This is a genomic window from Bradyrhizobium sp. AT1, from assembly GCF_001590795.1.
Taxonomy (GTDB): Bacteria; Pseudomonadota; Alphaproteobacteria; order Rhizobiales; family Xanthobacteraceae; genus Bradyrhizobium.
This window is the reverse complement of record NZ_JXDL01000001.1, coordinates 732,988-757,263: the sequence shown is the minus strand read 5'-3', so window position 1 is coordinate 757,263 and position 24,276 is coordinate 732,988. Positions and strand designations below refer to the sequence as shown.

Genomic DNA, 24,276 nt, shown 5'->3' with positions numbered 1-24,276 from the left:
CTCGTGGGTCCATTCTTACGCATGTTTCCGGCGGCGCTCGTCGCCGCCGGATTGTCCGGCTTCGCCAGTGCGGAGACGTTGACGGCTGTGCCCGGACAGCCGCTGCAGGCGGTGCTGGATGGCGCGCGCGCCGGCGACGTCGTCACGCTCGCGCCCGGTGAGTATCATGGCTCGATCCGGATCGAGCGTCCCCTCCAACTGGTCGGGAGCCGCAAGGCGGTGCTCGATGGCGACGGCTCCGGCAACGTCATCACCGTCAGCGCCCCCGACGTCACCGTCCGCGGTCTGACCATCCGGGCCTCCGGCCGCGATTTGCAGGCGATGAACTCCGGGATCTTCCTGCAAAAGACGGCCGAACGCGCCACGATCGAGGACAACCGGCTGGTCGGGAACCTGTTCGGCGTCTACGTGCACGGCGCCAGGGGCTCGCGGGTCGTCCGTAACGAGATCGAGGGATTGCGCGGGGTGCGTCTCAGCGAGGCCGGCAACGGCGTCTCGCTCTGGAATGCGCCCGACGTCACCATCGCCAACAACATTTTCCGCTACGGCCGCGACGGCATCTTCTCGATCTCCAGCAGCAAGGACCGTTTCGTCGACAACCGCTTCGAGCAGGTTCGCTTTGCGGTCCACTACATGTACACCAACGACAGCGAGATCAGCGGCAACGTCTCGATCGGCAACCATGTCGGTTACGCCATCATGTATTCGAACCGCCTTTTGGTCCGCGGCAACTCCTCCGATCATGATCGCGATTATGGATTTCTCTTCAACTACGCGAATTACGCCCAGATCGAGGGCAACCGGGTGACCGGCGGCCCGCTCGGCGCGACGACAGAGAAGACGGAAGAGGGTCCCGACGACGAGCGAGGCATGCTTCCGCAAGCCAAACGAGAGAGCGCGCTCAAGAGCGGCCCCGAGAAATGCGTGTTCATCTACAACACCAATCACAACAAGTTCCGCAGCAACTGGTTCGAACGCTGCGCCATCGGCGTGCACTTCACAGCCGGCTCCGAAGGCAACGAAATCACTGGCAACGCCTTCGTCAGCAACGCCAACCAGGTGAAATATGTCGGCACAAGGCACCTCGACTGGTCGACCGGCGGACGCGGCAACTACTGGAGCGACAATCCGGCATTCGACCTCAACGGCGACGGCATCGCCGATACCGCGTACCGGCCGAACGACCTGATCGATCGCGTGCTGTGGACCGCGCCCGCTGCGAAGGTCCTGATCAACAGCCCTGCCGTCCAGGTGATCCGCTGGGCGCAGGCACAGTTTCCCGCGCTGCTGCCGGGCGGCGTTGTCGACAGCCATCCGCTGGTGTCGCCGCCGCAAAGAGTTGCACCGAAGGAAGCGCGATGACCAGCACGGTCCGCATCAGCGACGTCACCAAATCGTACGGCCAGGTCAAGGCCGTGCGCGATGCGTCGTTTACGCTCGACCAAGGCGAGCTGGTCGCCTTGATTGGCCACAACGGCGCCGGCAAGACCACGCTGATGAAGCTCATGCTCGGCTTGATCCGGCCGACCAGCGGCGCGATCGAGGTTCTCGGAGACAATCCCGCCGCCGGCGAATTCGCAGGCCGCCGACAGCTCGGCTACTTGCCGGAAAACGTCTCCTTCGACCCTGCCCTGACCGGCCGCGAGACGCAGGCCTTCTACGCCAGGCTGAAACGGGAGCCGGTGGCCAAGGCCCTCGATCTTCTCGACGCCGTCGGGCTCGGTGCTGCCAGCCGCCGCCGGGTGAACACTTATTCGAAGGGCATGCGTCAGCGCCTGGGACTCGCGCAGGCGCTGCTTGGCACCCCGCGGGTGCTGCTGCTGGACGAGCCGACCACCGGTCTCGATCCGGAGCTGCGCCAGACATTCTACGATATCATCGCGCGCCTCGCGGCGGGCGGTGCGACCGTGCTGCTGTCGTCGCATGCATTGACCGAGCTCGAGGAGCGCGCTGGCCGGGTCATCATCATGAACCGCGGCATCAAGGTCGCGGACGGATCGATCGACGAACTGCGTCGGCTCGCCCGGCTGCCCACCCGGATCCGTCTCAAGGTGGCTGGCCTCGCACCTCAGGAGATGCCGGGCTGGGCTCCCCAGGACGCGACCTGCCGCCGCCTGAACGGACACATCGTCGAGATCGACGCCGCACCGGAGCGGAAGATCGAGCTGCTGCATCGCGCGACGGCCGCCGGCAATGCCGTCGAGGACGTCGACGTCGTTCCGCCGACCCTCGACGAGCTCTATGCTCATTTCCTCCGGCAATCGGAGCAGGCGCCATGAACGTTCTGATCATCGCCGCCAAGGAGATCCACCAGGCCATCCGCAATCGCTGGGTGCTGGCCGCAACGCTCCTGCTCGCCGGGCTGGCGCTGTCCCTCACCTTTCTCGGCAGCGCGCCGACCGGCAATGTCGGCGTTCGCACGCTGGACGTGGTCGTCGTCAGCCTGTCGAGCCTGACGATCTTTCTCGTGCCGCTCATCGCGCTCCTGATCTCCCACGACGCCATCGTCGGCGAGATGGAACGCGGGACGATGCTGTTGCTGCTGAGCTATCCGGTCGCACGATGGCAGGTGCTGCTCGGCAAGTTCCTGGGCCACCTCGCCGTGCTCGCCTTTGCGACCTGCCTCGGCTACGGCGCGGCGGTCGGCGCGCTGGCGGCGACCGGCAGCCAGATCGACAACGATAGTCTCCTGGCCTTCGGAGCGATGGTGGGCTCCTCGGTGCTGCTCGGCGCAGCTTTCGTCGCGATCGGATATCTGGTCAGCGCGCTCGTGCGCGACCGCGGCACGGCCGCCGGCATCTGCATCGGATTGTGGCTGCTGCTGGTGCTGATCTACGACATGGCGCTGCTCGGTGTGCTCGCGCTCGATCAGGGACGCAGCATCTCGGCTTCCGTGCTCAACGCCATGCTGCTGGCGAACCCGACCGACGCCTACCGGCTGATCAATTTGACCGGCTTTGCCAATGTCAGCACCTTTGCCGGCATGGCGGGCCTTGCCCAAACCACATCCCTGACCATACCTGTCCTGCTGACCGCCCTGCTCGGCTGGACGCTGCTGCCGCTGGGTCTGGCTGCGCTCGCCTTCTCGCGGAGGGAGCTATGAGGCGCCGAACCATCCTTCTTGCCTTGCTCGTGCCGCTCGCGCTCGCCGGCTGCAACGACAAGCAGGCCGCGAAGATCCCGTCGCCGCATCGGATGACGGCGGAGGACATCGGCCATTACTGCGGCATGAACGTGCTCGAGCATCCCGGACCGAAGGGCCATATCTTCGCCGCCAGCCTGATGGAGCCGGTGTGGTTCTCGTCCGTGCGGGACACCATCGCCTTCACCATGCTGCCGGACGAGCCCAAGGACATCCAGGCGATCTACGTGTCCGACATGGGCAAGGCGCCCGACTGGGACAAGCCCGGCGCCGACAACTGGATCGAGGCGCGCAAGGCGCTGTTCGTGATCGAGAGCCGGGTCAAAAGCGGCATGGGCGGCGACGAGGCCGTTCCGTTCTCGGACCGGGCGGCGGCGGAGACATTCGCCGGTGCAAACGGAGGCAGGATCGTCGGCTTCGACGAGGTGCCCCGGGACTATGTCTTGACCTCGGCGAACGCCGGCGGCGCCGTCGCGGCCGACGAGACGGCGGAAGGCCCGCCGGGCGAAAGACCGAGGAGAACGCCATGACGCGAATCCTGACGCGCCGACGCTTCATCCATATCAGCGCGGCGGCCGCGGGCCTCGGCGCGCTGTCTTCTGCTCATCCTGCTCGGGCCGAGCTCGCGCCGGTGACCTGGCGCGGCACGATGCTGGGCGCGGTGGCGACGATGGAGATCCATGACGACGACCGCAGCCGGGCGGAACGGCTGATCGTGCTGGCGTGCGCTGAGGCGCGGCGGCTCGAGCGGCTGTTCAGTCTCTACCTCGACGACTCCGCCCTGGTGGGGCTGAACCGGACCGGCATCCTGATCGATCCTGCCGCCGAGATGGTCGATCTGCTCTCGACCTCGCAGCACTATTCGACGCTCTCGGGTGGTCTGTTCGACGTCACGGTGCAGCCGCTGTGGGAGCTCTATGCCAGCCATTTCGCGCGAGATGACGCCGATCCGGCCGGTCCTGCGGCAACCGAGATCAAGACGGCGCTGGCGCGCGTCGGTAGCGGCCGGCTGTCGATCAGCCGCGAGCGGATCGTGATGCCCAGAGGCATGGCCGTCACCCTGAACGGGATCGCGCAAGGTTACGTCACGGACAAGGTGGTCGAGCTGCTGCGGGCGCACGGCATCTCTCGCAGCCTGGTCGACATGGGCGAAGCCCGGGCGATCGGCTCGCGTCCGGACGGGCGCCCCTGGGAGATCGGCATCGCCGATCCCGACGTTGTGGGCCAGACGAAAACTGTGCTGCCGATCGTCGACCGCGCCGTGTCCACATCGGGCGGCTACGGCTGCCAGTTCGGCGCCATGGGGCAATTCAACCATCTGTTCGATCCGCGATCAGGCGGCTGCGCCCTGCGCTATCGCAGCGTGACCACCGTGGCCCGCAGCGCGACCGCCGCGGACGCATTTTCGACGGCGTTCAGCCTGATGCCGGAAGACGAGATTCGATCGCTCTTGCCGCGCGTCGGCATCGACCGCGTGCACCTGATCGATGGGGCCGGCAAGTCGGTCGAATTGTCGGCGTAATCGCAAGTTAGCGCAGCGGCAGCAGATCCAGCTGGCTCTGCGCCTTCTTGACGGCCGCCGCGAACCAGCTCTGGCTTGGTGCTTCCTTGGCGAAGCATTTGGTGTAGGCGTCCATCGCCTGGTCTTCTTTGGCCATGGTGTCCTGCGGCGTCTTCCGGGCCATCATCTGCTTCCAGACTTTCTCGCAGGCGGGGATCTCGGCCGTCTTCACGGCACCGCTGACGGCAAGGAAGAAGACCTTGTCGCCCTGGATCGCGACGACGCCAATCTCGCTCGGCGGTCCCTTCAGGTCGCCATTGCCGCGCACGCCCAGCACGGCGACCGCGGCGCTCGCCGATGCTGGCTTGGTGACCGGCAATTCCGCATATTTGGCGAAAGCGGCGTCCTGGATCGCGTAATAGTAGAAGCGGTCTGACGTCAGCGCGCTTCCGATCTCCTGCGGCATGCCGTCCCCGCGGCGTTCGCGCAGCCAGTGCTTGAGCAGCCCGGAGGTGGTCACCACGGCCTGCATCTTGTCGCCTTCGGAAGCGAAGCCGAGACCGTCGAGATGACCGAAGCCGGAGTCACCGCTGAACAGCGTGTCGACGTTCGACTTGCCCTCTGCGGGCAGCCCCCTGATCGCGACCGGTCCGACCAGGCCGCGCAGTACTCCTGTCAGCTCCTTCAGAGCGGCATCATGCTGCCTGGAGGTCTCGTCGCTCTCCTTGGCCTTCGAGAATTTTGCGATGTAGCGATCGCGCAGATCAAGGTAGTGCTGCTCGGTCGTGGCGGCATGGACGGGCGTCGCCAGGACGAGCAGGCTGAGCAGGACAAGCGATTTCATTCAACGTCCGCGGACTTGGGAGTGATCTCTCTCTTTGTGCCCTCACCTTGCGGCAAGGTTCATCCGCGAGGGCCGTGCCAGGCGGTAGCACGGCTTCCGGTGCTGATCAGCCGAAATACGCGATGCGAGCGTCGAGTGCAAACATGTTCTGATAAATCTCCGGCTCGCTCGCGCGGTCCATGACGTCAGGTGCAATCTCACGGGCCTTGTGAAGGGCGGCCTGCAAAGCCGTCACGTCCAGCGCCTCGATCAACAAGAGGCCCGCGAAAAAGCCTTCTGCCTTTCGCATGCCCTTCTCCGTCGTCGGCACCGAGGTCCGGGCCTGATCGGTCGCGCCGATCTGCACGGCGGCAACTCCGTCGCAGGCGACGAGTGCCTGGGCCATTCCTTGCGGATCTTCAGGCAGCTTCTCGATCCGCAGCGCCATGATCGTTGCCCCCTCGCCCCTCCCCGCCCGCGTGAGCATGACGCCCCCGCCCCGCATGAAATTGCCGAGTTTCGGCATGATGCGCTGCGACCACGGCGTCGGCGCGTTGAGGCGCGCCAGATAGGCTTCGCCATCGAGAACCTCGGGCGCTTCCAGCTCATACAGGATGAAGAAGCGGTTGATGTCGGCTCTTGCAGCGCGAAACACACGCGCAGCCAGGAATCCCTTGGTCGTCACGCGCTCGGTGGTGTGCTCACGCGTCAACCAGTGCCGGTAATCCGTCAGATCGTACGCCTCAACGTCGCTCCAGATGGCGAGAAATCCCGCTCCGCGCATTCCGCCCTCCCCTAAGCTTTGCCGGCAGCAGCGAGCCCGTGAAGAGCGGCCGGGATCGTCCCAGGCAATCGTCCGATGCGCTGGACAACCGCCAGCATCGCGGCGAGATAGCCGTAGGGGCCCAGACCGCAAATGACCGCCGTGCAGGCGCTCGAGGTGACCGAGTGGCGGTGAAGCTCGTCGCGCATATGGATGTTCGAGATATGCACCTCGATCTTCGGTCCCTCGAAGATCTTCAGCGCATCGATCAGCGCGATCGAGGTGAAGGAATAGGCCGCTGGGTTCATGATGATCGCATCCGCTTTCCCATGGGCGGATTGGATGAGCTCGACGAGCTCGCCCTCCATGTTGGACTGGTGGAACGAGATCGAGACCTCGAGCTGATCGGCCAAGGCCCGGCAGCTGGCTTCGATTTCCTTCAGCGTCGTCGAGCCGTAGATGTGGGGCTCCCGGATGCCGAGGAAGTTGAGATTGGGTCCGTTGAGGATTATGATCCGTGCGGTCATTTTGTCCCTCTTCTCTTGCCAAATCTGCGCAACCAAAGCGCGATGAAATCTCTAGCCGCCAAACCACTTGGCCGGGATCGTCACCAGCCCCGGGAATAGCACCATCGCGAACAGCACGACCAGCTGAGCGATCATGAAGGGCCATACGCCCTTGACGATCTCCTCCATGCTGATCCTTGAGACGCCGCAGACGACGTTCAGCACCACTCCGACCGGCGGGGTGATGAGGCCAATGGCGTTGTTGATGATGAAGAGGACGCCGAAATAGACGGGGTCGATGCCGGCCGCCTTGACGATCGGCATCAATATTGGCGTGAGGATGAGGATCGTAGGCGTCATATCGAGGGCCGTTCCCACGATCACCACTACGACCATGATCGCCAGCATCAGAAGCGTGTTGTTGCCCATGAACGGCTTCAGGAGATGGACGATCTGGGTCGAGATCTCCGATACCGTGATGAGCCAGGACGACACGAGAGCTGCGGCGATCAGAAACATCACGATGCTCGTCGTCACCGCGGAGGAGACGAACACGTCGTAGAGCTGGGTCAGCTTCAGCTCGCGATAGATGCAGGTTGCCACGAAGAGCGAATAGACGGCGACCACCACCGCAGCTTCCGTCGGCGTGAAGATGCCGAAACGCAGGCCGACGACGATGATGACGGGCAGCATCAGCGCCCAGAAGCCGTCGACGACGGCCTTCACGATCTCGGACAACGAGGCCCGTGGCGGCGGCGTCAGGTTCTCCTGCCGCACCACCCACGCCCAGGCGAGGCACAGCCCGGCTCCGAGCAGCAGCCCGGGCACGATGCCGGCCAGAAACAGCTTGGAAATCGAGACCCCGGCGGCGACGCCGAAGATGACGAAGCCGATGCTGGGCGGAATCACGGGGGCGATGATGCCGCCGGCCGCCACCAGACCCGCTGCATGGGATTTGTTGTGCCCCGCCGCCACCATCATCGGTACCAGCAACGCCGCCAGCGCCGCGGCGTCGGCCGCCGCCGAGCCCGACAGCGAAGCAAGAATGCACGAGGCCAGGATGGTGACGTAACCAAGGCCGCCGCGAAAATGCCCGACCGCGATCAGCGCGACGTTGACGATGCGCTTGGCCAGCCCCCCCTTGTTCATGATCTCGCCGGCGAGCATGAAGAACGGAATCGCCATCAGGGGAAAACTGTCGGCGCCATTGATGACATTCTGCGCCACGATCTGGGCGTCGAACATGTCGATCGTGCTCATCAGCGCAACGCCGCAGACGATCAGCGCAAAGGCGATCGGCATGCCGAGCGCCATGGCCCCGAGCAGCGAAAGGGTGAAAACAGCGATCGTCATGGCAGGGTCCTGCCGGTTTGCAGGATGTGAGCGTCGGCCGGCAAGGCTCCATGCGACAACATCAGTGCTCTTCCGATTCCTTGACGGCCACCATGTCGGATTCGCTGGCCTGACCGCTGAGCACACGAAAGAGGTCGTAGAGCAGGATCACGCCGGCGGACACGCCGAAGACCACACCGACGCCGTAGAAGATCCCGAGCGACAGGCCGGTGGCCGGCGCCCGATCGTCGATGTTGATGATGGTCTGGCGCCAGCTGCCCGAGAGCAAAAGCCAGTCGGCAAACAGCATCAGGCAATAATTGATGACGAAGCAGATGCGCTTGCCGTAAGCCGGCAGCATCCGGATCAGACTATCGACGCCGAGATGCGCGTGTTCGCGCATCGCGACGATGGCGCCGAGGAAGGTCAACCAGACCAGCAGCCACCGCGACAGTTCCTCGGAAATGGCAATGCCGGAGTTGAAGCCGTAGCGCAGCACGACGTTGCCGAACACCAGCACCACCATGACGGCGAGACACGCGGCAATGACGGCCTTCAGGAACGTGCAATAGAGGTCGAGAGCTCGCGCCATGCGTGACGTCCGGGCAAATCGAGGGCTCGAGCCGGCAAAGTGCCGGCTCGGCACCTGCGTGGCGAAGAAGCGGCTACTTCACGTCCTTGCGGATGCGCTCGACCTCTTCGTTGAACAGCTTCACCGTCTCGGCACGCAAATTGGCCGAGATCTTTTCGACGACGGGTTGAACCGCCTTCCGCATGCGCTCGGTCTCTTCGGGAGCGATCGCATTGTACTGCATGCCCTTGGCCTGCAGCTCCGCCAGAGCCTTTTCGGTCTGAAGGCGGGTCTGCTCCTTCTGATAGCCACGGCTTTCCTCGTAAGCTTCGCGCATCAGGCGCTGCTCGGTCGGCGACAGCTTGTCCCAGAATGCCTTGCTCACCAGGATGATGTTCAGGGTGAAGGTGTGATTTGTGGCAGAGACGTATTTCTGCACTTCGTAGAATTTGTTCGAGAGGATGACCGTGTACGGATTCTCCTGGCCGTCGACAGTGCGGGTCTCCAGCGCCGAATACAGCTCGCCGAAGGCCATCGGGACCGGGTTGGCCTTAAAGGCGCTGAAGCTTTCCAGATAGACCGGGTTCGGAATGACGCGAAGCTTGAGCCCGCTGAAGTCTTCGAGCTTGGTAATCGGGCGGGTGCTGTTGGTGACGTTGCGGAAGCCGAGGCCCCAATAACCCAGGCCGGTCAGCCCCTTCGCCGGCAGCGTGTCGAGCATCGCCTTGCCGAACTTGCCGCTGCCGAGAGCATCGGCCTGCTCCGTCGAGTTGAACAGGAACGGGAAATCGATGAGGCCGAACTCGGGAATGACGGTCGCGAGTGAGGTCGTGGAGGCCGACAGCATCTCCTGGGTGCCGCCGCGCAGCGCGGATTGCTGCTGCAATTCGTTGCCGAGCTGTGAGGCCGCGAATTCCCGGACCTTCATCTTGCCTCCGCTCTTGGCGAGCAGGATCTCGGCAAACTTCTGCACGCCCATGCTCACGGGGTGATCGGTATTGTTCAGGTGGCCCCACCTGATTGTGCGCTCCTGAATATCTTCGGCAGATGCGCCGACCGTCAGCGCCACGCAGATCGCCGTCGCAGACAGCGCCCGTACCAACAAGCTCATCGCTTCCTCCCCTATGCGAGCGAGCACGAACTGCGGCTTAAGCCATTATCTTTCGTGCCCTCCGTTTATTTAGAGAACATACATGAATCGACATGTCAAATGAGGATCATAGTTTCATATGATATTCTTCTAGACGTCAGGCGTCCGGACTCTGTTATATTGCTGTCAGCATTGATGTTCGTCCGTCCGGACGGAGCGGCGCGATCGGGACAAACGGGGTCTGGAAAGCATGACGGCAGTTGATGAACGGCCCCTCTCGGCGGGCGACAGCGGCTACCAGCGCATTCGCTCCGACATCATTTTCGGGGTGCTGACGCCATCCGGGCGTCTCAGGCTCGACGCCATGAAGGAAGATTACGGCGTCAGCATCAGCACATTGCGCGAGATCCTCAATCGCCTGACCTCCGAGGGCTTCGTCGTTGCCGAAGGCCAACGCGGATTCGAGGTGGCGCCTGTATCAATCCAGAATTTGCGGGAGCTCGCCGATCTGCGCATCCTCCTGGAGCATCACGCGATGGCTGAATCGTTCCGCGCCGGCGACGTCGAGTGGGAGGGCCGCGTGGTTTCAGCGCACCACAAGCTGGCGGCCACCGAACGCACCGTCCTCGCGGAGGGCGATGATCCCGAGTTGCGCAAGCGTTATGACGGCGAATTTCACCAGGCGCTGATCTCTGCTTGCGGCTCGCGCGAGTTGATGCAGACCCACTCGGTCGTGTTCGACAAATACTTCCGCTACGCGCTGCGCTATCGCGGCGCCGAGACGATCAACCAGCACAAGGCCTTGCTGGAATGCGCCCTGAAACGGGACATCAAGACGGCCAGGGCGGTCCTCGCCGACCATATCAATGGCTGCGTCGCGCATGCGCTGTCCTCCTGGAAGAGCAACTGACGGCTGGAGCGGGAATCCCGGATGAGCCCGGCTACGATCCCCGCGCATCGGGTTGAGATCGCGGTCGCGAGCGCGGATATTCTCGGCGAGACGCCATTGTGGTGCGATCGGTCCCGCAAGCTGTGGTGGATCGACGTCGACGGCAGGCTTCATCAATCCTTCGATCCGGCGACGGGCGCCCATCACGTTGCCTCCCGCGACTGCCAATTCCTGGGCAGCCAGGCCTTGACGGCGGACGGCTCGCATCTGCTGGCGCGCGATCTGCGTCTCACTCGTGGTTCTTGCGAAGATGTCTCCCCCGGTCAACTCTGCGAGGTCGAGCACGGCCTGGACAACCGCCTCAACGACGGCCGCGTGGATGCCCGCGGCCGCCTGTGGATCGGCACCATGGACAATCAGCTGCATCGTCCGAACGGCTCGTTGTATCGCGTGACCGGCGACGGTCAGGTGGCCCGCATTTTCGGCGACGTCATCGTCACGAACGGAATTGCGTTCTCACCCGACAATCGCACGTTCTATTTCACGGACACGCGGCGATACTGCACCTGGATGTTCGACTTTGATGTCGATGACGGCGTGATCCGAAACAGGCGCTTGTTTGCAGACTATAGCGATTCCAAAGAAAGACCCGACGGCGCGTGCGTCGATGCTGCCGGCGGGCTATGGACGGCTTTCTTTTCCGGCGGCCGGGTCGTGCGATACCGGCCGGACGGGCAGATCGATACCATCATCCCGATGCCCGTGACCAATCCGACCTGCCTGTGCTTCGGAGGCAGCGATCTCAAAACGCTGTATGTCACGACGGCGAGAAAGTTCCTGGATCAGCGCCAGCTGAGCATCGAGCCGCAGGCCGGTCATGTTCTCGCCATTCACGGCGTCGCGCAGGGCCTTCCAGAACATCGCTTCGGCTAACCCTACTCCGCCGGCGTCAGTTGCCGGGCATTCAGGCGCATCGCCGCGGTCTCGCGAACCCGGACCCGGGCGCGGCGCTTGCGCCACCAGATCACGACACCGGTGACCGAGAGCGCGGCGACCACCAGCCCCATGATCGAGATCAGGATACGGCCGAACAGTCCGACGATACGGCCCGAATGCAGCGGAAACTGCGCCTGCACGAAGATATCGGCGGCGGTGCCGACCCAAGGCAGCCGCTCGCCGATCGGGCGGCCGTCCTCGCTGTCGTAATAGAGCTGCGCCGGGCCAACGCCGCCGGCGCCGTGATCGTCACCGGGGTGGAAGAAGGCGGCGGCATAGACGCCATGGGCGGGGCCGTAATTGATCGAGCCGACCGGAATGGTCCAGCCGCGCGCCTTGCCGTCGGCTGCCGCGCGCGCCGCGATCTCGGCGAAGGTGACCTTCGGCTCGATGGGATCGTCGAGACCGCGATAAGGCCGCTGCTCATAGGGCGTGGGCGTATAGTTCGACACCATCTTCATCAGCGGCGAGAACACCTCGAAATAGAGGTTCAGCGAGAACGCAGTGAAGGCGATGATGAACAGGACACCCCAGGTCCACAGGCTGAAGGCGCGATGGATGTCGAAGTTGATCCGGTAGGCGCTGCCGGAGGTCTTGATGGTCCAGGCCGGCGCCCAGCGCGCCCAGAAGCCGCGCTCGAGCTGGCGCGTCACGGCAGGCGCCCGCGCCGCCTTGGCGCGCCGGCGCGATGGCAGCGTCAGATAGAAGCCGACGAAGCAATCGATGGTCCAGATGATGGCGATCACGCCGAGCACGCGCATGCCCCAGCGGTCGCTGCCCCAGAACTCCGGGATGTGCATCGTGTAATGCAGCTTGTAGAGAAACGAGACGAAGTTCTCCCGCGTCACCGGCCACACCGCGCCCCAATAGCGCCGGCCGAGCTCCGCGCCGGTGTTGGGATCGAGGAAGACCTGATTGTAGTCGAGCGCGTATCGCTTGCCGGTCGAAGGATCGATCCGCGGCATCACGAAGAACCACAGCGAGTGGCCCTGCTCCGGCGTCATGAAGAGGTAGACCACGCGCGCACGGGGATCGCGCTGCTCGATCATTTTGGCGAGCTCGATCGAGGGGATAGCCGGGCCTTTGCTGGTGACGTCGAACAGATGGCTGTTCAGGATGTCATCGATCTCGTGATCCCAGGAGATGATCGCCCCCGTGATGCCGGAGAAAAACAGGAATCCGGCCGTGAGCAGTCCCGCCCAGCGATGCAGCTTGCCGAATATCGCTCTCATGGTCTTGCACTCACCAGCGGTAAGTCAGCTTGCCGATCGCCTTGCGTCCCTCCGCGTAGAAACAGCCCGACAGGGTGTAACAGGCGGCGACATAGCGGGTGTCGGCGAGATTGGTGACGTTCAGCGACAGGCGCCAATTGTCCCTGCTGTAGGCCAGCAGCGCGTCCAGCACGGTCGCCGATCCCACCTTGAACGTATTGGAGTCATCGCCCCAGGTCGCGCCGACGTAACGGATGCCGCCGCCGAACTGCAAGCCGGCCAGCGGTCCGTTCTGGAGCGTGTAGTCGTTCCACAGCGAGGCGCGGTTGAGCGGCACGGTCGCAGGCGCCTTGCCGACATTCACCGGATCCTGCGTGACCATGGCATCGACATAGGCATAGGCCGCACGCAGGTTCCAGCCGTCGGCGAGCGACATCGAGCCCTCGAGCTCGATACCCCGCGATTTCACCTGACCGGTCTGCTCGGCGATGTTGAGCGGCGGCGCGTAGGTGACGACGTTATCGCGCGTCAGGTCGAAGGCCGCGAAGGTGAACAGCGCATTCCAACCGATGGGCTGGTATTTGACGCCCACTTCGTACTGCACGCCGGTCTCGGGATTGAGCATCTGTCCGGACGGACCGGTCGCGAGCACCGGCAGGAACGATTCCGAGTAGCTGAAATAAGGCGCGATGCCGTTGTCGAAATTGTACATCACGGCGGCACGGCCGGTGAAGGCCGAAGCGTCCTTCGCGACCGTGGTGTTGGCGATGCCGCTGTCGACCTGCGTCGTCACGAAATCCTGGCGGCCGCCGAGCTGGAACGACAGCCGGCCGAGCTTGATCTGGTCCTGCGCGTAGAGCCCGACCTGGGACTGCTTGACGCCGGTGTTGTCGCTCATCCCGCCCAGGGTCCAGTCGTAGCTGTAGACCGGGTTGAACACGTTGATCTCGGGCGCCGACGTCGTGACGCCGAAGGCCGTGTCGCGGAAGGAAGTGTTGCGGTAGTCGACGCCGACGAGCGTGGTGTGGCTGAGGAGGCCCGTGGTGAACTTGCCCTGGAGCTGATTGTCGACCGCGAAGGAGTTGATGTACGAATTGCTGTAGCTGCCGTAACGTGCGAGCTGCCCCGCCGCCTCGTCGGTATAGCCTCCCCCGTAAAACACCTTCTCTTCGTTGTGCTGATAGGCGTAGCGCAGGTTCTGCCGGAACGTGATGTTGTCGGTGAAATTGTGCGAGAGCTGATAGCCGGCGGTCGCGATCTCGGTGTTGAACGCGTTGAAGCTTGGCACGCCCGCGAAGAACGAGACCGGGATGGTGCGGCCGTTATTCGGCCACACCGTACCCGAGGCCGGCAGGAACTGCAGACCCCACCCTGCCCGGTCGCGCTGGTAGTTGGCGAGCAGCGTGATGGTGGTGTCCTCGTTCGGCTTGAAGGTGACGGCGGGCGCGATGAAGACGCGGTTGTCCTTGGTGAAGTCGACCTGGGTTTGGCCGTCGCGCACGACGCCGGTGAGGCGCCACAAGACCGTGCCTTCCTTGTTGGCGGGGCCACCCATGTCGAACTGGCCTTGATACCGGTTGAAGCTCCCGCCGGAGATCGAGACCTCGCCGAACTGCTGCGCGGTCGGCAGCTTTGTCACATAGTTGAGGATGCCGCCGGTGCCGCTGCCGCCATACATCGCCGATGACGGGCCCTTGAGAACCTCAAGCCGCTCCGCGCCGTAGGGATCGAGGCCGTTGAAGTGCACGTAGTTGCTCGACGGAATCCGCAACCCATCGACGTAAAGGCCCGACATGGTGGTGTCGAAGCCGCGGATCTGCAGGGCGCCGAACCGGGTGTCGGAGCCGCCATTGACGTCGCCGCTGACGCCGGCTGTGTAGCGCAGCGCCTCGCCGATCGAGACTGCGCCCTGGTTCCTGACCTGATCGGTGGTGACGACCGAGACCGACTGCGGGGTTTCGATCAGCGGCGTATCCGTCTTGGTTGCCGTGCCGCTCCTTGTGGCAACGAATCCGCGAACCGGACCATTGGCGCGTTCGCCGCTCGTGCCGTTCGATGATGCCGACCGGGTTGGCGCGACCTGCTGTGCGGGTGAACGGCGATTGGCGCGGGGGGCGCGCGTCGTCGCCCTTCGCGTTGAGGCGATCGTCGCCGGACGGGCGCGCTCGGCCGGCGCATCGACGGTGACAGTGGGAATCTGCGTCTGGGCCTCCACGGAACCCAAGGGAACGACGAGACAGATTGTGCCGGCCGCGCCGAGGAAGAGAATCCGGATCTGTCGACGACGCGTGTTCTCACGCAAAGAAAATTGGAAGTCGGTCACGTCTTGCGAGGCCCCACGCACTGCCGGCTTTGCCGGTATCGTTTTTGATGCCTCGCCCTAACTCAGGCGGTTTTGGAGCGCGATAGGAACAGCGTTAGAATTTCTCCAGACATGTGCGCAGCACGTGCGACCAATGCGCTCATGGCGAACGAGCCGCTATAGCGCCGCGCAGCAGTCGCATGCGAGGGCACCGATCACGGCCAGCTCGATGCTTCCGCATTTGGAATGATTCCAGATGGAAACATTCCCTTACTCTTATGCAATGGCCGCACACGATCGGCTTGTTGCCGCGCGGGTCTATGCCTTTCCGGCGTGACAGCATGGTTCGTTGGGAGCATTGCTTGCTCCCGCCAGCACGCTGCGGCTGTTGCGGTCCGGCGGAATATCGCCGGCCGCATTGGCCGCAAAGAAGCCGGTCGGCTTCAGCATGAAACCGGCATATTCGACCGGCATGATCGGAAAGTCCTCGGGCTTGCAGACATGGGTATGTCCGAACGAGTGCCACACCACGATATCGGCATTTTCGATGTTGCGGTTCTGCGCGGCGTAGCGAGGCAAGCCGTCGCCGCCGGCATGGACGTTGGGATAGTCACCGCTCGCGTATTTTTCGTTCCTGTCGAACGCTGTCACCCAGACGTGTTTGGTGGCAAAGCCGCCGCGCTTGCGTACAAAGCTGCCCTCCTGCGCCAGCATCAGCGGGCTCGGATTGACCACAATCTTGTACGCAGGCGCATTGCCGACGGAATTGGTCTCGTTGGGATTGCAGATCTTCCAGAACCGCCCGGTCTCGCCATTGGCGATCGCCGCCGCGTCACGCTCGCGCGACAGCACGCGCGTGGTGGTGTCGAACACGTTGCCATGCGGATTGTCCGCGCCCCAGGGCCGCGGCACGAAGTCGTGCTCGGTGACCGTGTTGCCGCCGCCGTCGAGGTCCATGTGCAGGCGGACGTTGAAGAAGTGCTGATGCGTCGGCCCGCCCAGACTGTCGTCGACCATGCCGCCCCATTTGTACGTCTCGCCCGGCTGCACGGCGGCGGTCTGGATGATGCCGGTGAGCTTTGTTTCCAGCTGGATCGTGCCGTCCTGGTAGAGATACCAGTAGAAGCCGTAATCGTAATTCCCGACGGTCGCGAAGAACGAGATCACGAGTCGCCGGGACCTGCGCACCTCGAACAGGCCGTTGCGGAATTCGTAGTGCTTCCAGGCAATTCCGTAGTCTTCTTCATGCATGCAGATGGCGTTCTGCATGACGAAGGGCTCGCCCTTGTTGTCGGCGGCGGGCACGTCGAAGTAGTGAATGTTGCCGAGGCAGTCGCAACCGAGCTCCAGCGCGTTGGCGAGCATGCCGAGACCGTATTCGCCGGCATCGAAGGCCGACTTCCAGAAATGATTGGCGGTTGGATCGGCGTAAGGCACCACCATCTCGGTGACGCTGGCGCGATGGATCAACGCGCGCCTGCGCGCGCCGTCCTGATAGGCAAGCTGATGCAGCACGAGCCCCTCGCGCGGCGTGAAGCCGACGCGAAAGCTCCATTTCTGCCACTCGACCTTCCAGCCGTCGACCTTGAAGCTGGCCCCTTGGGGCTGCTCAACATGCAGCGGCTTGATGTCGGTGCGCGGATTGGTCACGTCATGCGCGCCGTAGTTCCGCTTCTTTCGCGGGATCGGCACGATCGGATCTTCATCGGTGAGGTCGATGACCTTGCCGCCAATGAGGTCGACGACGGCTACCACCCCCTCGATCGGATGCGCGTAGCCGTTATCCTGAAGATGCTCACGGAAATAACTGACCGCTCGGACAATGCGCGCGCCGCGCTCGAATTCCTTGTCGAAGAACCCCGATGAGAACGGATCGACCTGGACCAGCTGGATCTCCTTGTCGGTCAGCCCGCGCCGGATCATCGCCGCGCGCCAGCCGGGATCGGCCTTCACCACGGCCTCGCATTTGAAGAACTCTTCCAGCATCACCGGCGGCTGCCCATAGGGCGCCTCCCGGTTCGGAATGACTCTTCGTGCAATGATCTCATTGCGGCCGAGATCGACAATGTGCTCGATCGCCTCGCCCGTCACAATGTCCAGCGTCAGGGCGAAGGCGCGGCGTCCTGCTCCGCCGGCGGCCAGTTCCTGCTTGGTCGGCTCCTCCAGCCGTACCGTCGGGAAGCGGCAGTTCTCGGGCGCGGCCGCAGCGGCGCGCGCCAGGGTGCAGGCGGCCGTGATCTCCTCAGCCGTCAACGGGTCGAGCGGATGCGGCGTCGCGGTCTGCGTCGGCGATGGGGCTTTGACGGCGTCGAGCATGGCGATGTCCCGGGATCAGGCGAGATGCGCGGTGATGGCGCTGAAGGCGGCAAACCAGCGCTGATCTATCGGAACGTCCATCGCCTTCGGCTGCGTTGCGAGCTTGACGATGACGGTGTCGGAGTCGAGGTCGACATAGAGGTGCTGGCCGTGGATGCCGATGGCCGTGAGCGCGTTGCGCGACGGATCGATCGTGAACCATTTGCTGCGGTAGCGCGCGCCCGGGAAAAACTCGGCGAGGTCGCCGTCGGCCCAGGCCTTGGGATCGCCGTTCTCGCGGATGTCGTCGATCCACCAGCCCGGCACCACCTGCCGTCCCTCGACCACGCCGCGGCAGCGGATCATCTCGCCGAAGCGGAGGAGATCGCGGGCCGTAACCGAGATGCCGCCGGCGATGCGACCCATGCCGTGGCTGTCGAGCGTCAGCGAGCCGTCCTCCTCCGCGCCCAGGGGCTGCCAGAGATAGTCGGAGAGGATGCGATGGTAGGGCATGCCGCAGGCACGCTCATAGACCCAGCCGAGCACCTCGGTATTGGGCGAGACGTAATGAAAGACCTTGCCGTGCGGTTTGCCGGTGCCGCGCAAGGTCGTGAGATAGGCGCGCTGGTGACCGGCCTCGATGCCATCAGGCGCCACGTCCCAGCCAGAGGAGAAGCGATAACGCGCAACATCTCCGGCAGGGTCCTCATAGTCCTCCTCGAACTTGATGGCGACGGCCATGTCGAGGAGATTGCGGACGGTGCAGCCGGCGTAGACCGAGGCCTCCAGCTCCGGCACGTAGCGGAGCACCCTCGCCTCGGGATCTAGCAGGCCTCGCGCGGCCAAGATGCCGCCGAGCGTGCCGGCGATCGCCTTGCTGATGGAGCAGATCAGGTGCGGTGTGGTCGCGCTCATGCCGTCGTCGTACCATTCGTGGATCAGCGTGCCCCGGTGCATCACAAGCAGTGTGTCGGTGAAGGTTTCGCGGAGCGTGGCTTCGATCGTGGTCGCTTTGCCGTCAGGCGCGGTGAAGCCGAGCTTGGCCAGCTCGCGCGGCGCGCTTTGCATCGGCGTCGGTTGGGCCGAGCGGCGGATCTCCGCTGTCGGCAGCACTTCGCGGGTGTGGGTGAAGCCCCAGCGGATCGCGGGAAAGCTGCGCCAATTGGCGCGCGTCACCAGGGCCTCAACCGCCGGCGGGCTGCCACGCATGATCTCGGTCGGCCGCATCTCGATCCCTCCGCGAAGCGCCGCCAGCGGCAATGCTGGGCGGCGAGCGAGCAAGTCTGCACCCGGGCACCATTAGGCGTTATCGAGATCCGGCAATATTTTGCTGGACACGGAGGATGGCCATGACCAGTCTTGGCGAGGTTCTCGCTAACTTTCGCCTGGCAAATCCGACGTGCCGTCATGGTCTTAAGTGCAACTCCTGCGATTCAGGACTCGGCTGCCAGCCTGTTCCAGGCCAGCAGCACGGACGTTGACGAGCATTGCGCAGCGCTCGGCCGCTGGCGCCTGAGCTACGACCAAATCAGCGCCGGCGCGTTCAAGGGCAGTTTCACCCAGCTCTCCCTGCCCCGGCTCGACGTGTTCCGCGAGATCACCAGCCAGCAGGTCCGCCAATACGGCCAGCTCGGCGCCGACAGTTTTGGCATCGGCCTGCCCTGGGACGGCGATGGCGAGCTCAACTGCAACGGGACCACTGCCAGCGGCGCCCACGTGCTCGCCAGCATCGACGCCGAGATCGACATGTGCACGCCGAAGGCATTCGAGCTGCGCGGCGTCGTTGCCAGCACGGTGTTGATCGCAGAGCTGGCGGCCCGGCTCGATATCGAGCTGCCGCGCACCGTCTGGCATCATTTGCAGGTGATCGAAATGGCGGAGGCGCCGGTCGCGCGGCTGCGGGCGCATCTCGCCGCCATTCAGGCGACCATCACGACCGCCCCGGAAATATTCGACGACCCAGCGGCGCGGCAGGCCCTCGAAGACGCCCTCCTCGTCGAGATCATGGACATGCTGCCGACCGCACGGCCGGGCCATCCCGGCCGCAGCGCGGTGGCGCGCAGGCGCACGGTCGATCGCGCCCGCGAGCTGATGCATGGCAGCGGCGATCGCTCGCTCTCGCTGCTGGAGGTCTGCAAGGCGGTCGGCGCCAGCCCGCGCAAGCTCGGCTATTGCTTCCAGGACGTCTTGGGCACGAGCCCGATGCATTATTGGCGCGCGATGCGGCTCAACCGCGTGCGCCGCGACCTCAAGCGCGCCGGCGACATCGCAACCTCGGTCTACGACATAGCCGTGCAGCACGGCTTCTGGCACTTCAGCCAGTTCTCGCTCGACTACAAGCGCCACTTCTCCGAATTGCCCTCGGAGACGCTGCGGCGGGCGAGGCGTGCCGCGTGATCCGGCTCAGTGATGCCGCAGCCGGCGGTTGACCCGGCGTGCCAGATAGTCGCCCGCGCTCTGAACGAGCTGGACCAGTGCAATCAGCACGACCACGACGGCGAGCATCATCTCCGGCATGAAGCGCTGATAGCCGTAGCGGATGCCGAGATCGCCAAGGCCGCCGCCGCCGACCGCACCGACCATCGCGGAATAGCCGAGCAGGCTGACTACCGCGAGCGTCAGGGCCAGCAGCAGGCCGGGCAGCGCCTCCGGGATCAGCACCTTGAACACGATCTGCATGGGCGATGCGCCGAACGAGGACGCGGTCTCGATCAGCCCGCCATCGACCTCGCGGATCGCACCTTCGACCAGACGCGCAATGAACGGCGCGGAGGCAATCGTCAGCGGCACGATCGCCGCGGTCGATCCGATCGAGGTGCCGGCAACGAGCCGCGTGAACGGGATGATGGCGACGACGAGGATGATGAACGGCGTCGACCGCGTCGCATTGACGACGATGCCGAGCACGCGGTTGACCAGCGGGGCTGCGAACAGCTCGCCTTTCCGGCTGGTTGCGAGGAAGACGCCGAGCGGCAGGCCGAAAGCGGTACCGAGAGCTGCCGCGATGCCGACCATGTACAGGCTCTCGAAGGTCGCCTGGATGATCAGGTTGATGAGTTCAGGCGACATAGCCGAGATGCTCCGCCGAGAATTGATATTGAGACAGCCAGGCGAGAACCCGCGCCTGCGCGTCGTCGCGGCCGGGTATGCCCAGAACGAGCGAGCCGACATGCTGGCCGCCGATCTCGTCGATACGGGCCGAGAGCAGCGACACGTCGATCCCGAGCTCGCGGGCGAGCCGCGCCACCATTGTGTCGCCGGCCCCTGCCCCACGCACCTCGACGCGGATCACGGCCTGCCCGCCGGCAGGCGGCTCGGAGACGATCCGGCTCGCCAGCGACACCGGCAGGCTGTCGCCGGTCACTTCGGCGAGGAACGGCTGCGTGATCGGATGCCTGGGATGCGTGAAGATGTCGGCGACATGGCCGCGCTCGACGACCCGGCCGGCATCGAGCACCACCACTTCCTTGGCGAGCTGGCGCACCACCGACATTTCATGGGTGATCAGCACGATGGTCACGCCCAGCTCGCGATTGATGTTCGCGAGCAGGTCGAGGATCGCGCGCGTGGTCTGCGGATCGAGCGCCGAGGTCGCCTCGTCCGACAGCAGCACGCTCGGCCGTGTTGCCAGCGCGCGGGCAATGCCGACGCGCTGCTTCTGGCCGCCGGAGAGCTCGGAGGGATAACGATCGTGCTTGTCGGCGATGCCGACCAGCGCGAGGAGTTCTGCAACGCGGGTCTTGATGTCGGCCTTGGCCCAGCCGGCGATCTCGAGCGGCAGCGCGATGTTGTCGGCCGCGGTGCGCGAGGACAGCAGGTTGAAGTGCTGAAAGATCATGCCGATCGAGCGCTGCGCCAGCCTGAGCTCACGGCCCGCCAGGGCCGAGATATCGCGGCCGTCCACGATCACGCATCCCTTGGTCGGCTTCTCCAGCCCGTTGATGAGCCGGACCAGGCTCGACTTGCCGGCGCCGGAGCGGCCGATCACCCCGGTGATGGAACCGCGGGGAATCGCGAAGTCGATGTCTTGCAGCGCGTTGACGCCGGGCTTGCCGCGATAGGCCGGATAGGTCTTCGAGATCCCGGCGAAACGGACCATCGCGTCCGGCTCAGCGGCGGTGGAAGCAATCGCTTCAGGCGGCGCTATCGGCTGTCCGACGGCAAGCGATTGATGAGCGTTCATGGTGACGGCCTTCATGAATCATAGTTCTTTCGCCCGCCCGAAAAGGCAAACGAGAGCCGGGTCGCATCAGCGACTGGGGGTGGAACAGCAGCAAACGGCTCACAAGGGGCGCGCGCTGCACCGCAACACGCACCATCGCCTTTTCCAGTCTTTCTTGCAATGTCAGATATTTGCGAGGAGATGGACGAAGATTCCCCAATCCTTCCCCCGAAAAGAATATTCCTTCCCCGGGCTATCGGCCTCCCGCCGGGCTCACCCCATCTGCAACCAGGGCAGCACGATCAGCAGCAGCCCAGCGAAATAGAGCAGCCCGAAGATCAGGCCAAAGCCCCAGAACTGGCCCTTCCCGATATAGCCGCTGCCGAAATACATCGGCGCAGGTCCCGTCGCGTAAGGCGAGATCACACCCATCAGGCCGAGCGAGTACATGCACAGCATGGCGAGGGTCGTGACCGGCAGGCCGGGGATGCCCGATCCGACCGCGAGCACGACCGGCAGCACGGCGGCGGCATGCGAGGTGATGCTCGAGAAGAAATAGTGGATCCAGAAGAACAGCGCGACCAGCAGCAGCATCGCGGTCGACGGCGACAGCCCGGCAAGCGGCTTGGCGTACTCGGTCGCGAACCATTTGATGAAGCCGATCTCGTTGAGGCCGGAGGCCAACGTCAGCAGCGAGGTGAAATAGAAGAACACCTCCCAGGCGCTCTTCTCGCTGACGATGTCGGCGAACTCGATCACGCCAGTCACCAGCATCAGGGAGATCACGATGAACACGACGGTGGTGGCGTTGACGAAGTTCGAGCCGAGCACGGGCACGCGGATGTCCGGGCTCGAGCCCGCGATCCACAGGAACATCGCGAGCACGATCAGCGCCAGCATGATCCACTCGTTGCGCGACATCGGGCCCATCTCGGCGAGCTCGTTGGCCGCCCATTCGGAAATCTCCGGGCTGCGTTTCACCTCGGGCCGGCACACCAGATAGCTGAGCAGCGGCACGACCGCCATCAGCAGCAGGCCAAGCGGCGCGAAGCCGAGAAACCATTGGCCCCAGCTGACCTCGACCCCGACGGTCTTCTTGGCGATCGCCAGTGCCGCCGCATTCGGCGCAAGCGCAGTGAAGAACAGCGAGCTGGTCACGGCCGTGGCCGCGAACGCCGTCCACATCACATAGGTGCCGATCCTGCCGGCGGTCGGTCCCGGCTCCGAGCCGTAGATGCGTGGGATGTTGGAGATGATGGGATAGACGATGCCGCCGCTACGCGCGGTGTTGGAGGGCGTTGCGGGCGCGAGCAGGAAGTCCGACATCGCCACGGCATAGCCGAGGCCGAGCGTGTTGCGGCCGAGGCGCTGCACCAGCACCAGCGCGATGCGCCGGCCGAGCTGGCTCTTGCGATAACCGATCGAGAACACGAAGGCGCCCACGATCAACCAGACCGTGCTTTCGGCAAAGCCCGCCAGCATCCAGCGCAGCGACTTGCCGGGATCGGGATCGATATAGCCCGCAACCCCGGCGACCGTCAGGCCGATGAATCCGACCGCGCCGACCGGCATCGACTCCAGGATAAGCCCGGTGATGACGGCCGCGAACACCGCGAAATAGTGCCACTGATTGACGTTGAGCCCGGCAGGCACCGGCCACAGATAGATCACCAGCCAGACAACGAGCGGTGCAATCAGTTTCCAGCGAAATCCCTTTGCCTCAGGCGCCTGCGAACTGGCGGTCATGGGCCCTCCCCTGTGATGTCGTCGCCTCTAGCGGCTCGTTGGCCGAGCCTGCTCTTCTGCCGGTGCGGCGTATACGGACTGCCGGGAGTGCGATCAATGGCCCGAGACAAATCTACCGCCCCTTGAAGCGCGGCTTGCGGCGGGCCAGGAACGCCTCGACGCCCTCCTTGTGATCCTCGCTGAAACCTGCGAGCGCGAACTGGTCGACGTCCATGTGACTGGCGAGATCGTCCAGAGCATGCGCCAGCCGGTTGACGGTGAGTTTCGTCATCGCCACCGAGAGCGGCGGCTGCGCGGCGACCTTGCGGGCGAGATCCATGGCGGCATCGAACGCATGGCCGGGATCGACGACGTGCTCCACCAGTCCCCATTCATAGGCTTCCTCCGCGGAGATGCGCTGATCGGCCAAGATGACGGCCTGCTTGGTGCGGGCGGGCCCGATCAGATGCAGCATGCGCGGGATGCTCTGCCAGCTCATGTTCATGCCGAGCCCGATCTCGGGCACGCGCAGATGGGCATCGCTGCCCATGACACGGAAGTCGAGCGCGACGGCCAGCGCCACGCCGCCGCCGACGCAGAAGCCCTCGATCGCCGCGATCGTGATCTGCTCCATCTCCTGCCAGGCCCGGGTGAGACGCGGCCCGAGCTTGAGGTGCCGCCTGAGCGTGCCGAGATCCATGTCCTTGCGCGCGCGTCCCTCGGCATCCTTCAGGTCGAAGCCGGCGCTGAATGCGCTCGCGCTGCCGGTCAGCACCACCACGGAGGTCGCAGCATCATCCTCGAAGCTTCGCGCCGCCGCGGTGAGCTGGCGCAGCGCCTCCGGCGACAGCGCATTGATGCCGTCGCCGCGGTCGAAACGCACCACCGCGATTCGTCCCTCGGGCCCAAGGCCCTTTTCGATCTTCACGTAGTCCGTCACTAACGTCTCCCCAATCTGCCCTGCGGCG

22 protein-coding genes are annotated in these 24,276 nt (G+C 64.5%); 8 read left to right on the top strand and 14 right to left on the bottom strand.

The genetic code is table 11. The features are described 5' to 3' along the window. Positions 1–21: 21 nt before the first annotated feature. Genes SE92_RS03565 through SE92_RS03545 form a run of 5 tightly spaced genes read left to right on the top strand, consistent with a single transcriptional unit; the run spans position 22 to position 4,664 of the window. The gene (locus SE92_RS03565) at positions 22–1,362 is read left to right on the top strand and encodes a nitrous oxide reductase family maturation protein NosD (protein ID WP_063194494.1); all 1,341 of its coding nucleotides are present in this window, start codon (positions 22–24) and stop codon (positions 1,360–1,362) included. Further along, positions 1,359–2,279, top strand: coding sequence for an ABC transporter ATP-binding protein (locus SE92_RS03560; protein WP_063194493.1), 921 nt, complete (start codon positions 1,359–1,361; stop codon positions 2,277–2,279). Before SE92_RS03565 ends, SE92_RS03560 begins: the two co-directional genes overlap by 4 nt. Then, positions 2,276–3,103: an ABC transporter permease gene (locus SE92_RS03555; RefSeq protein ID WP_063194492.1), complete on the top strand. Its 828-nt coding sequence runs from the start codon at positions 2,276–2,278 to the stop codon at positions 3,101–3,103. Before SE92_RS03560 ends, SE92_RS03555 begins: the two co-directional genes overlap by 4 nt. Continuing rightward, positions 3,100–3,672, top strand: a complete 573-nt coding sequence (locus SE92_RS03550) for a nitrous oxide reductase accessory protein NosL (RefSeq protein WP_063194491.1) — start codon at positions 3,100–3,102, stop codon at positions 3,670–3,672. Before SE92_RS03555 ends, SE92_RS03550 begins: the two co-directional genes overlap by 4 nt. Continuing rightward, entirely contained in the window at positions 3,669–4,664 is a 996-nt protein-coding gene (locus SE92_RS03545) for an FAD:protein FMN transferase (protein ID WP_063194490.1), read from the top strand. Before SE92_RS03550 ends, SE92_RS03545 begins: the two co-directional genes overlap by 4 nt. A gap of 7 nt (positions 4,665–4,671) precedes the next feature. Here SE92_RS03545 and SE92_RS03540 read toward each other — a convergent pair whose 3' ends face one another. The 6 genes from SE92_RS03540 to SE92_RS03515 form a co-directional block, all read right to left on the bottom strand. Then, positions 4,672–5,487, bottom strand: a complete 816-nt coding sequence (locus tag SE92_RS03540; RefSeq protein ID WP_063194489.1) for a hypothetical protein — start codon at positions 5,485–5,487, stop codon at positions 4,672–4,674. Between the two features lie 106 nt (positions 5,488–5,593). Beyond that, positions 5,594–6,250, bottom strand: coding sequence for a hypothetical protein (locus SE92_RS03535; RefSeq protein ID WP_063194488.1), 657 nt, complete (start codon positions 6,248–6,250; stop codon positions 5,594–5,596). An 11-nt stretch (positions 6,251–6,261) separates the two neighbouring features. Further along, complete coding sequence (aroQ, locus tag SE92_RS03530) at positions 6,262–6,756, bottom strand: type II 3-dehydroquinate dehydratase (RefSeq protein ID WP_063203324.1); 495 nt, start codon at positions 6,754–6,756, stop codon at positions 6,262–6,264. 51 nt (positions 6,757–6,807) lie between these two features. Beyond that, the gene (locus SE92_RS03525) at positions 6,808–8,088 is read right to left on the bottom strand and encodes a TRAP transporter large permease (protein ID WP_063194487.1); all 1,281 of its coding nucleotides are present in this window, start codon (positions 8,086–8,088) and stop codon (positions 6,808–6,810) included. Between the two features lie 61 nt (positions 8,089–8,149). After that, entirely contained in the window at positions 8,150–8,659 is a 510-nt protein-coding gene (locus tag SE92_RS03520; protein ID WP_063194486.1) for a TRAP transporter small permease, read from the bottom strand. 73 nt (positions 8,660–8,732) lie between these two features. Then, complete coding sequence (locus SE92_RS03515; RefSeq protein WP_063194485.1) at positions 8,733–9,749, bottom strand: TRAP transporter substrate-binding protein; 1,017 nt, start codon at positions 9,747–9,749, stop codon at positions 8,733–8,735. A 229-nt stretch (positions 9,750–9,978) separates the two neighbouring features. On the opposite strand from SE92_RS03515, the gene SE92_RS03510 reads away from it, so the two are divergent. Both SE92_RS03510 and SE92_RS03505 read left to right on the top strand, forming a co-directional pair. Continuing rightward, entirely contained in the window at positions 9,979–10,638 is a 660-nt protein-coding gene (locus tag SE92_RS03510) for a GntR family transcriptional regulator (RefSeq protein WP_063194484.1), read from the top strand. 21 nt (positions 10,639–10,659) lie between these two features. Next, positions 10,660–11,550, top strand: a complete 891-nt coding sequence (locus tag SE92_RS03505; protein ID WP_063194483.1) for an SMP-30/gluconolactonase/LRE family protein — start codon at positions 10,660–10,662, stop codon at positions 11,548–11,550. A 2-nt stretch (positions 11,551–11,552) separates the two neighbouring features. On the opposite strand, the gene fsrB is transcribed toward SE92_RS03505, so the two are convergent. From fsrB to SE92_RS03485, 4 genes are all read right to left on the bottom strand, one after another. Next, a complete protein-coding gene (gene fsrB / locus SE92_RS03500; RefSeq protein ID WP_063194482.1) occupies positions 11,553–12,845 on the bottom strand; it encodes a siderophore utilization protein FsrB in 1,293 nt (430 codons plus the stop codon). A gap of 10 nt (positions 12,846–12,855) precedes the next feature. Continuing rightward, complete coding sequence (locus tag SE92_RS03495) at positions 12,856–15,168, bottom strand: TonB-dependent siderophore receptor (RefSeq protein ID WP_063194481.1); 2,313 nt, start codon at positions 15,166–15,168, stop codon at positions 12,856–12,858. Between the two features lie 276 nt (positions 15,169–15,444). Beyond that, positions 15,445–17,442 carry a primary-amine oxidase gene (locus SE92_RS03490; RefSeq protein ID WP_063194480.1) on the bottom strand — a complete coding sequence of 666 codons (1,998 nt, stop codon included), beginning with the start codon at positions 17,440–17,442 and terminating at the stop codon, positions 15,445–15,447. Between the two features lie 15 nt (positions 17,443–17,457). Further along, on the bottom strand, positions 17,458–18,648 hold the full coding sequence (locus tag SE92_RS03485) for a serine hydrolase domain-containing protein (RefSeq protein WP_063194479.1): 1,191 nt from the start codon (positions 18,646–18,648) through the stop codon (positions 17,458–17,460). Positions 18,649–18,828: 180 nt separating this feature from the next. On the opposite strand from SE92_RS03485, the gene SE92_RS03480 reads away from it, so the two are divergent. After that, positions 18,829–19,818: a helix-turn-helix domain-containing protein gene (locus SE92_RS03480; RefSeq protein ID WP_063194478.1), complete on the top strand. Its 990-nt coding sequence runs from the start codon at positions 18,829–18,831 to the stop codon at positions 19,816–19,818. Between the two features lie 6 nt (positions 19,819–19,824). Here the strand turns inward: SE92_RS03480 and SE92_RS03475 are convergent, their stop codons facing one another. The 4 genes from SE92_RS03475 to SE92_RS03460 all read right to left on the bottom strand — a co-directional run bounded on the left by SE92_RS03475 (position 19,825) and on the right by SE92_RS03460 (position 24,248). After that, positions 19,825–20,490 carry a methionine ABC transporter permease gene (locus SE92_RS03475; RefSeq protein WP_063194477.1) on the bottom strand — a complete coding sequence of 222 codons (666 nt, stop codon included), beginning with the start codon at positions 20,488–20,490 and terminating at the stop codon, positions 19,825–19,827. Continuing rightward, entirely contained in the window at positions 20,480–21,619 is a 1,140-nt protein-coding gene (locus SE92_RS03470; protein WP_198172547.1) for a methionine ABC transporter ATP-binding protein, read from the bottom strand. The genes SE92_RS03475 and SE92_RS03470 overlap by 11 nt, the downstream gene beginning before the upstream one ends. Before the next feature lie 237 nt (positions 21,620–21,856). Beyond that, positions 21,857–23,329, bottom strand: a complete 1,473-nt coding sequence (locus tag SE92_RS03465) for a DASS family sodium-coupled anion symporter (protein WP_063194476.1) — start codon at positions 23,327–23,329, stop codon at positions 21,857–21,859. 112 nt (positions 23,330–23,441) lie between these two features. Then, positions 23,442–24,248 carry an enoyl-CoA hydratase/isomerase family protein gene (locus SE92_RS03460; protein ID WP_063194475.1) on the bottom strand — a complete coding sequence of 269 codons (807 nt, stop codon included), beginning with the start codon at positions 24,246–24,248 and terminating at the stop codon, positions 23,442–23,444. Positions 24,249–24,276 lie beyond the last annotated feature (28 nt).

Coding starts and splice junctions, on each gene's coding strand:
- SE92_RS03565 (WP_063194494.1), top strand. CDS start 22: ATGTTTCCGGCGGCGCTCGTCGCCGCCGGATTGTCCGGCTTCGCCAGT.
- SE92_RS03560 (WP_063194493.1), top strand. CDS start 1,359: ATGACCAGCACGGTCCGCATCAGCGACGTCACCAAATCGTACGGCCAG.
- SE92_RS03555 (WP_063194492.1), top strand. CDS start 2,276: ATGAACGTTCTGATCATCGCCGCCAAGGAGATCCACCAGGCCATCCGC.
- SE92_RS03550 (WP_063194491.1), top strand. CDS start 3,100: ATGAGGCGCCGAACCATCCTTCTTGCCTTGCTCGTGCCGCTCGCGCTC.
- SE92_RS03545 (WP_063194490.1), top strand. CDS start 3,669: ATGACGCGAATCCTGACGCGCCGACGCTTCATCCATATCAGCGCGGCG.
- SE92_RS03540 (WP_063194489.1), bottom strand. CDS start 5,487: ATGAAATCGCTTGTCCTGCTCAGCCTGCTCGTCCTGGCGACGCCCGTC.
- SE92_RS03535 (WP_063194488.1), bottom strand. CDS start 6,250: ATGCGCGGAGCGGGATTTCTCGCCATCTGGAGCGACGTTGAGGCGTAC.
- aroQ (WP_063203324.1), bottom strand. CDS start 6,756: ATGACCGCACGGATCATAATCCTCAACGGACCCAATCTCAACTTCCTC.
- SE92_RS03525 (WP_063194487.1), bottom strand. CDS start 8,088: ATGACGATCGCTGTTTTCACCCTTTCGCTGCTCGGGGCCATGGCGCTC.
- SE92_RS03520 (WP_063194486.1), bottom strand. CDS start 8,659: ATGGCGCGAGCTCTCGACCTCTATTGCACGTTCCTGAAGGCCGTCATT.
- SE92_RS03515 (WP_063194485.1), bottom strand. CDS start 9,749: ATGAGCTTGTTGGTACGGGCGCTGTCTGCGACGGCGATCTGCGTGGCG.
- SE92_RS03510 (WP_063194484.1), top strand. CDS start 9,979: ATGACGGCAGTTGATGAACGGCCCCTCTCGGCGGGCGACAGCGGCTAC.
- SE92_RS03505 (WP_063194483.1), top strand. CDS start 10,660: ATGAGCCCGGCTACGATCCCCGCGCATCGGGTTGAGATCGCGGTCGCG.
- fsrB (WP_063194482.1), bottom strand. CDS start 12,845: ATGAGAGCGATATTCGGCAAGCTGCATCGCTGGGCGGGACTGCTCACG.
- SE92_RS03490 (WP_063194480.1), bottom strand. CDS start 17,442: ATGCTCGACGCCGTCAAAGCCCCATCGCCGACGCAGACCGCGACGCCG.
- SE92_RS03485 (WP_063194479.1), bottom strand. CDS start 18,648: ATGCGGCCGACCGAGATCATGCGTGGCAGCCCGCCGGCGGTTGAGGCC.
- SE92_RS03480 (WP_063194478.1), top strand. CDS start 18,829: ATGGTCTTAAGTGCAACTCCTGCGATTCAGGACTCGGCTGCCAGCCTG.
- SE92_RS03475 (WP_063194477.1), bottom strand. CDS start 20,490: ATGTCGCCTGAACTCATCAACCTGATCATCCAGGCGACCTTCGAGAGC.
- SE92_RS03470 (WP_198172547.1), bottom strand. CDS start 21,619: ATGAAGGCCGTCACCATGAACGCTCATCAATCGCTTGCCGTCGGACAG.
- SE92_RS03465 (WP_063194476.1), bottom strand. CDS start 23,329: ATGACCGCCAGTTCGCAGGCGCCTGAGGCAAAGGGATTTCGCTGGAAA.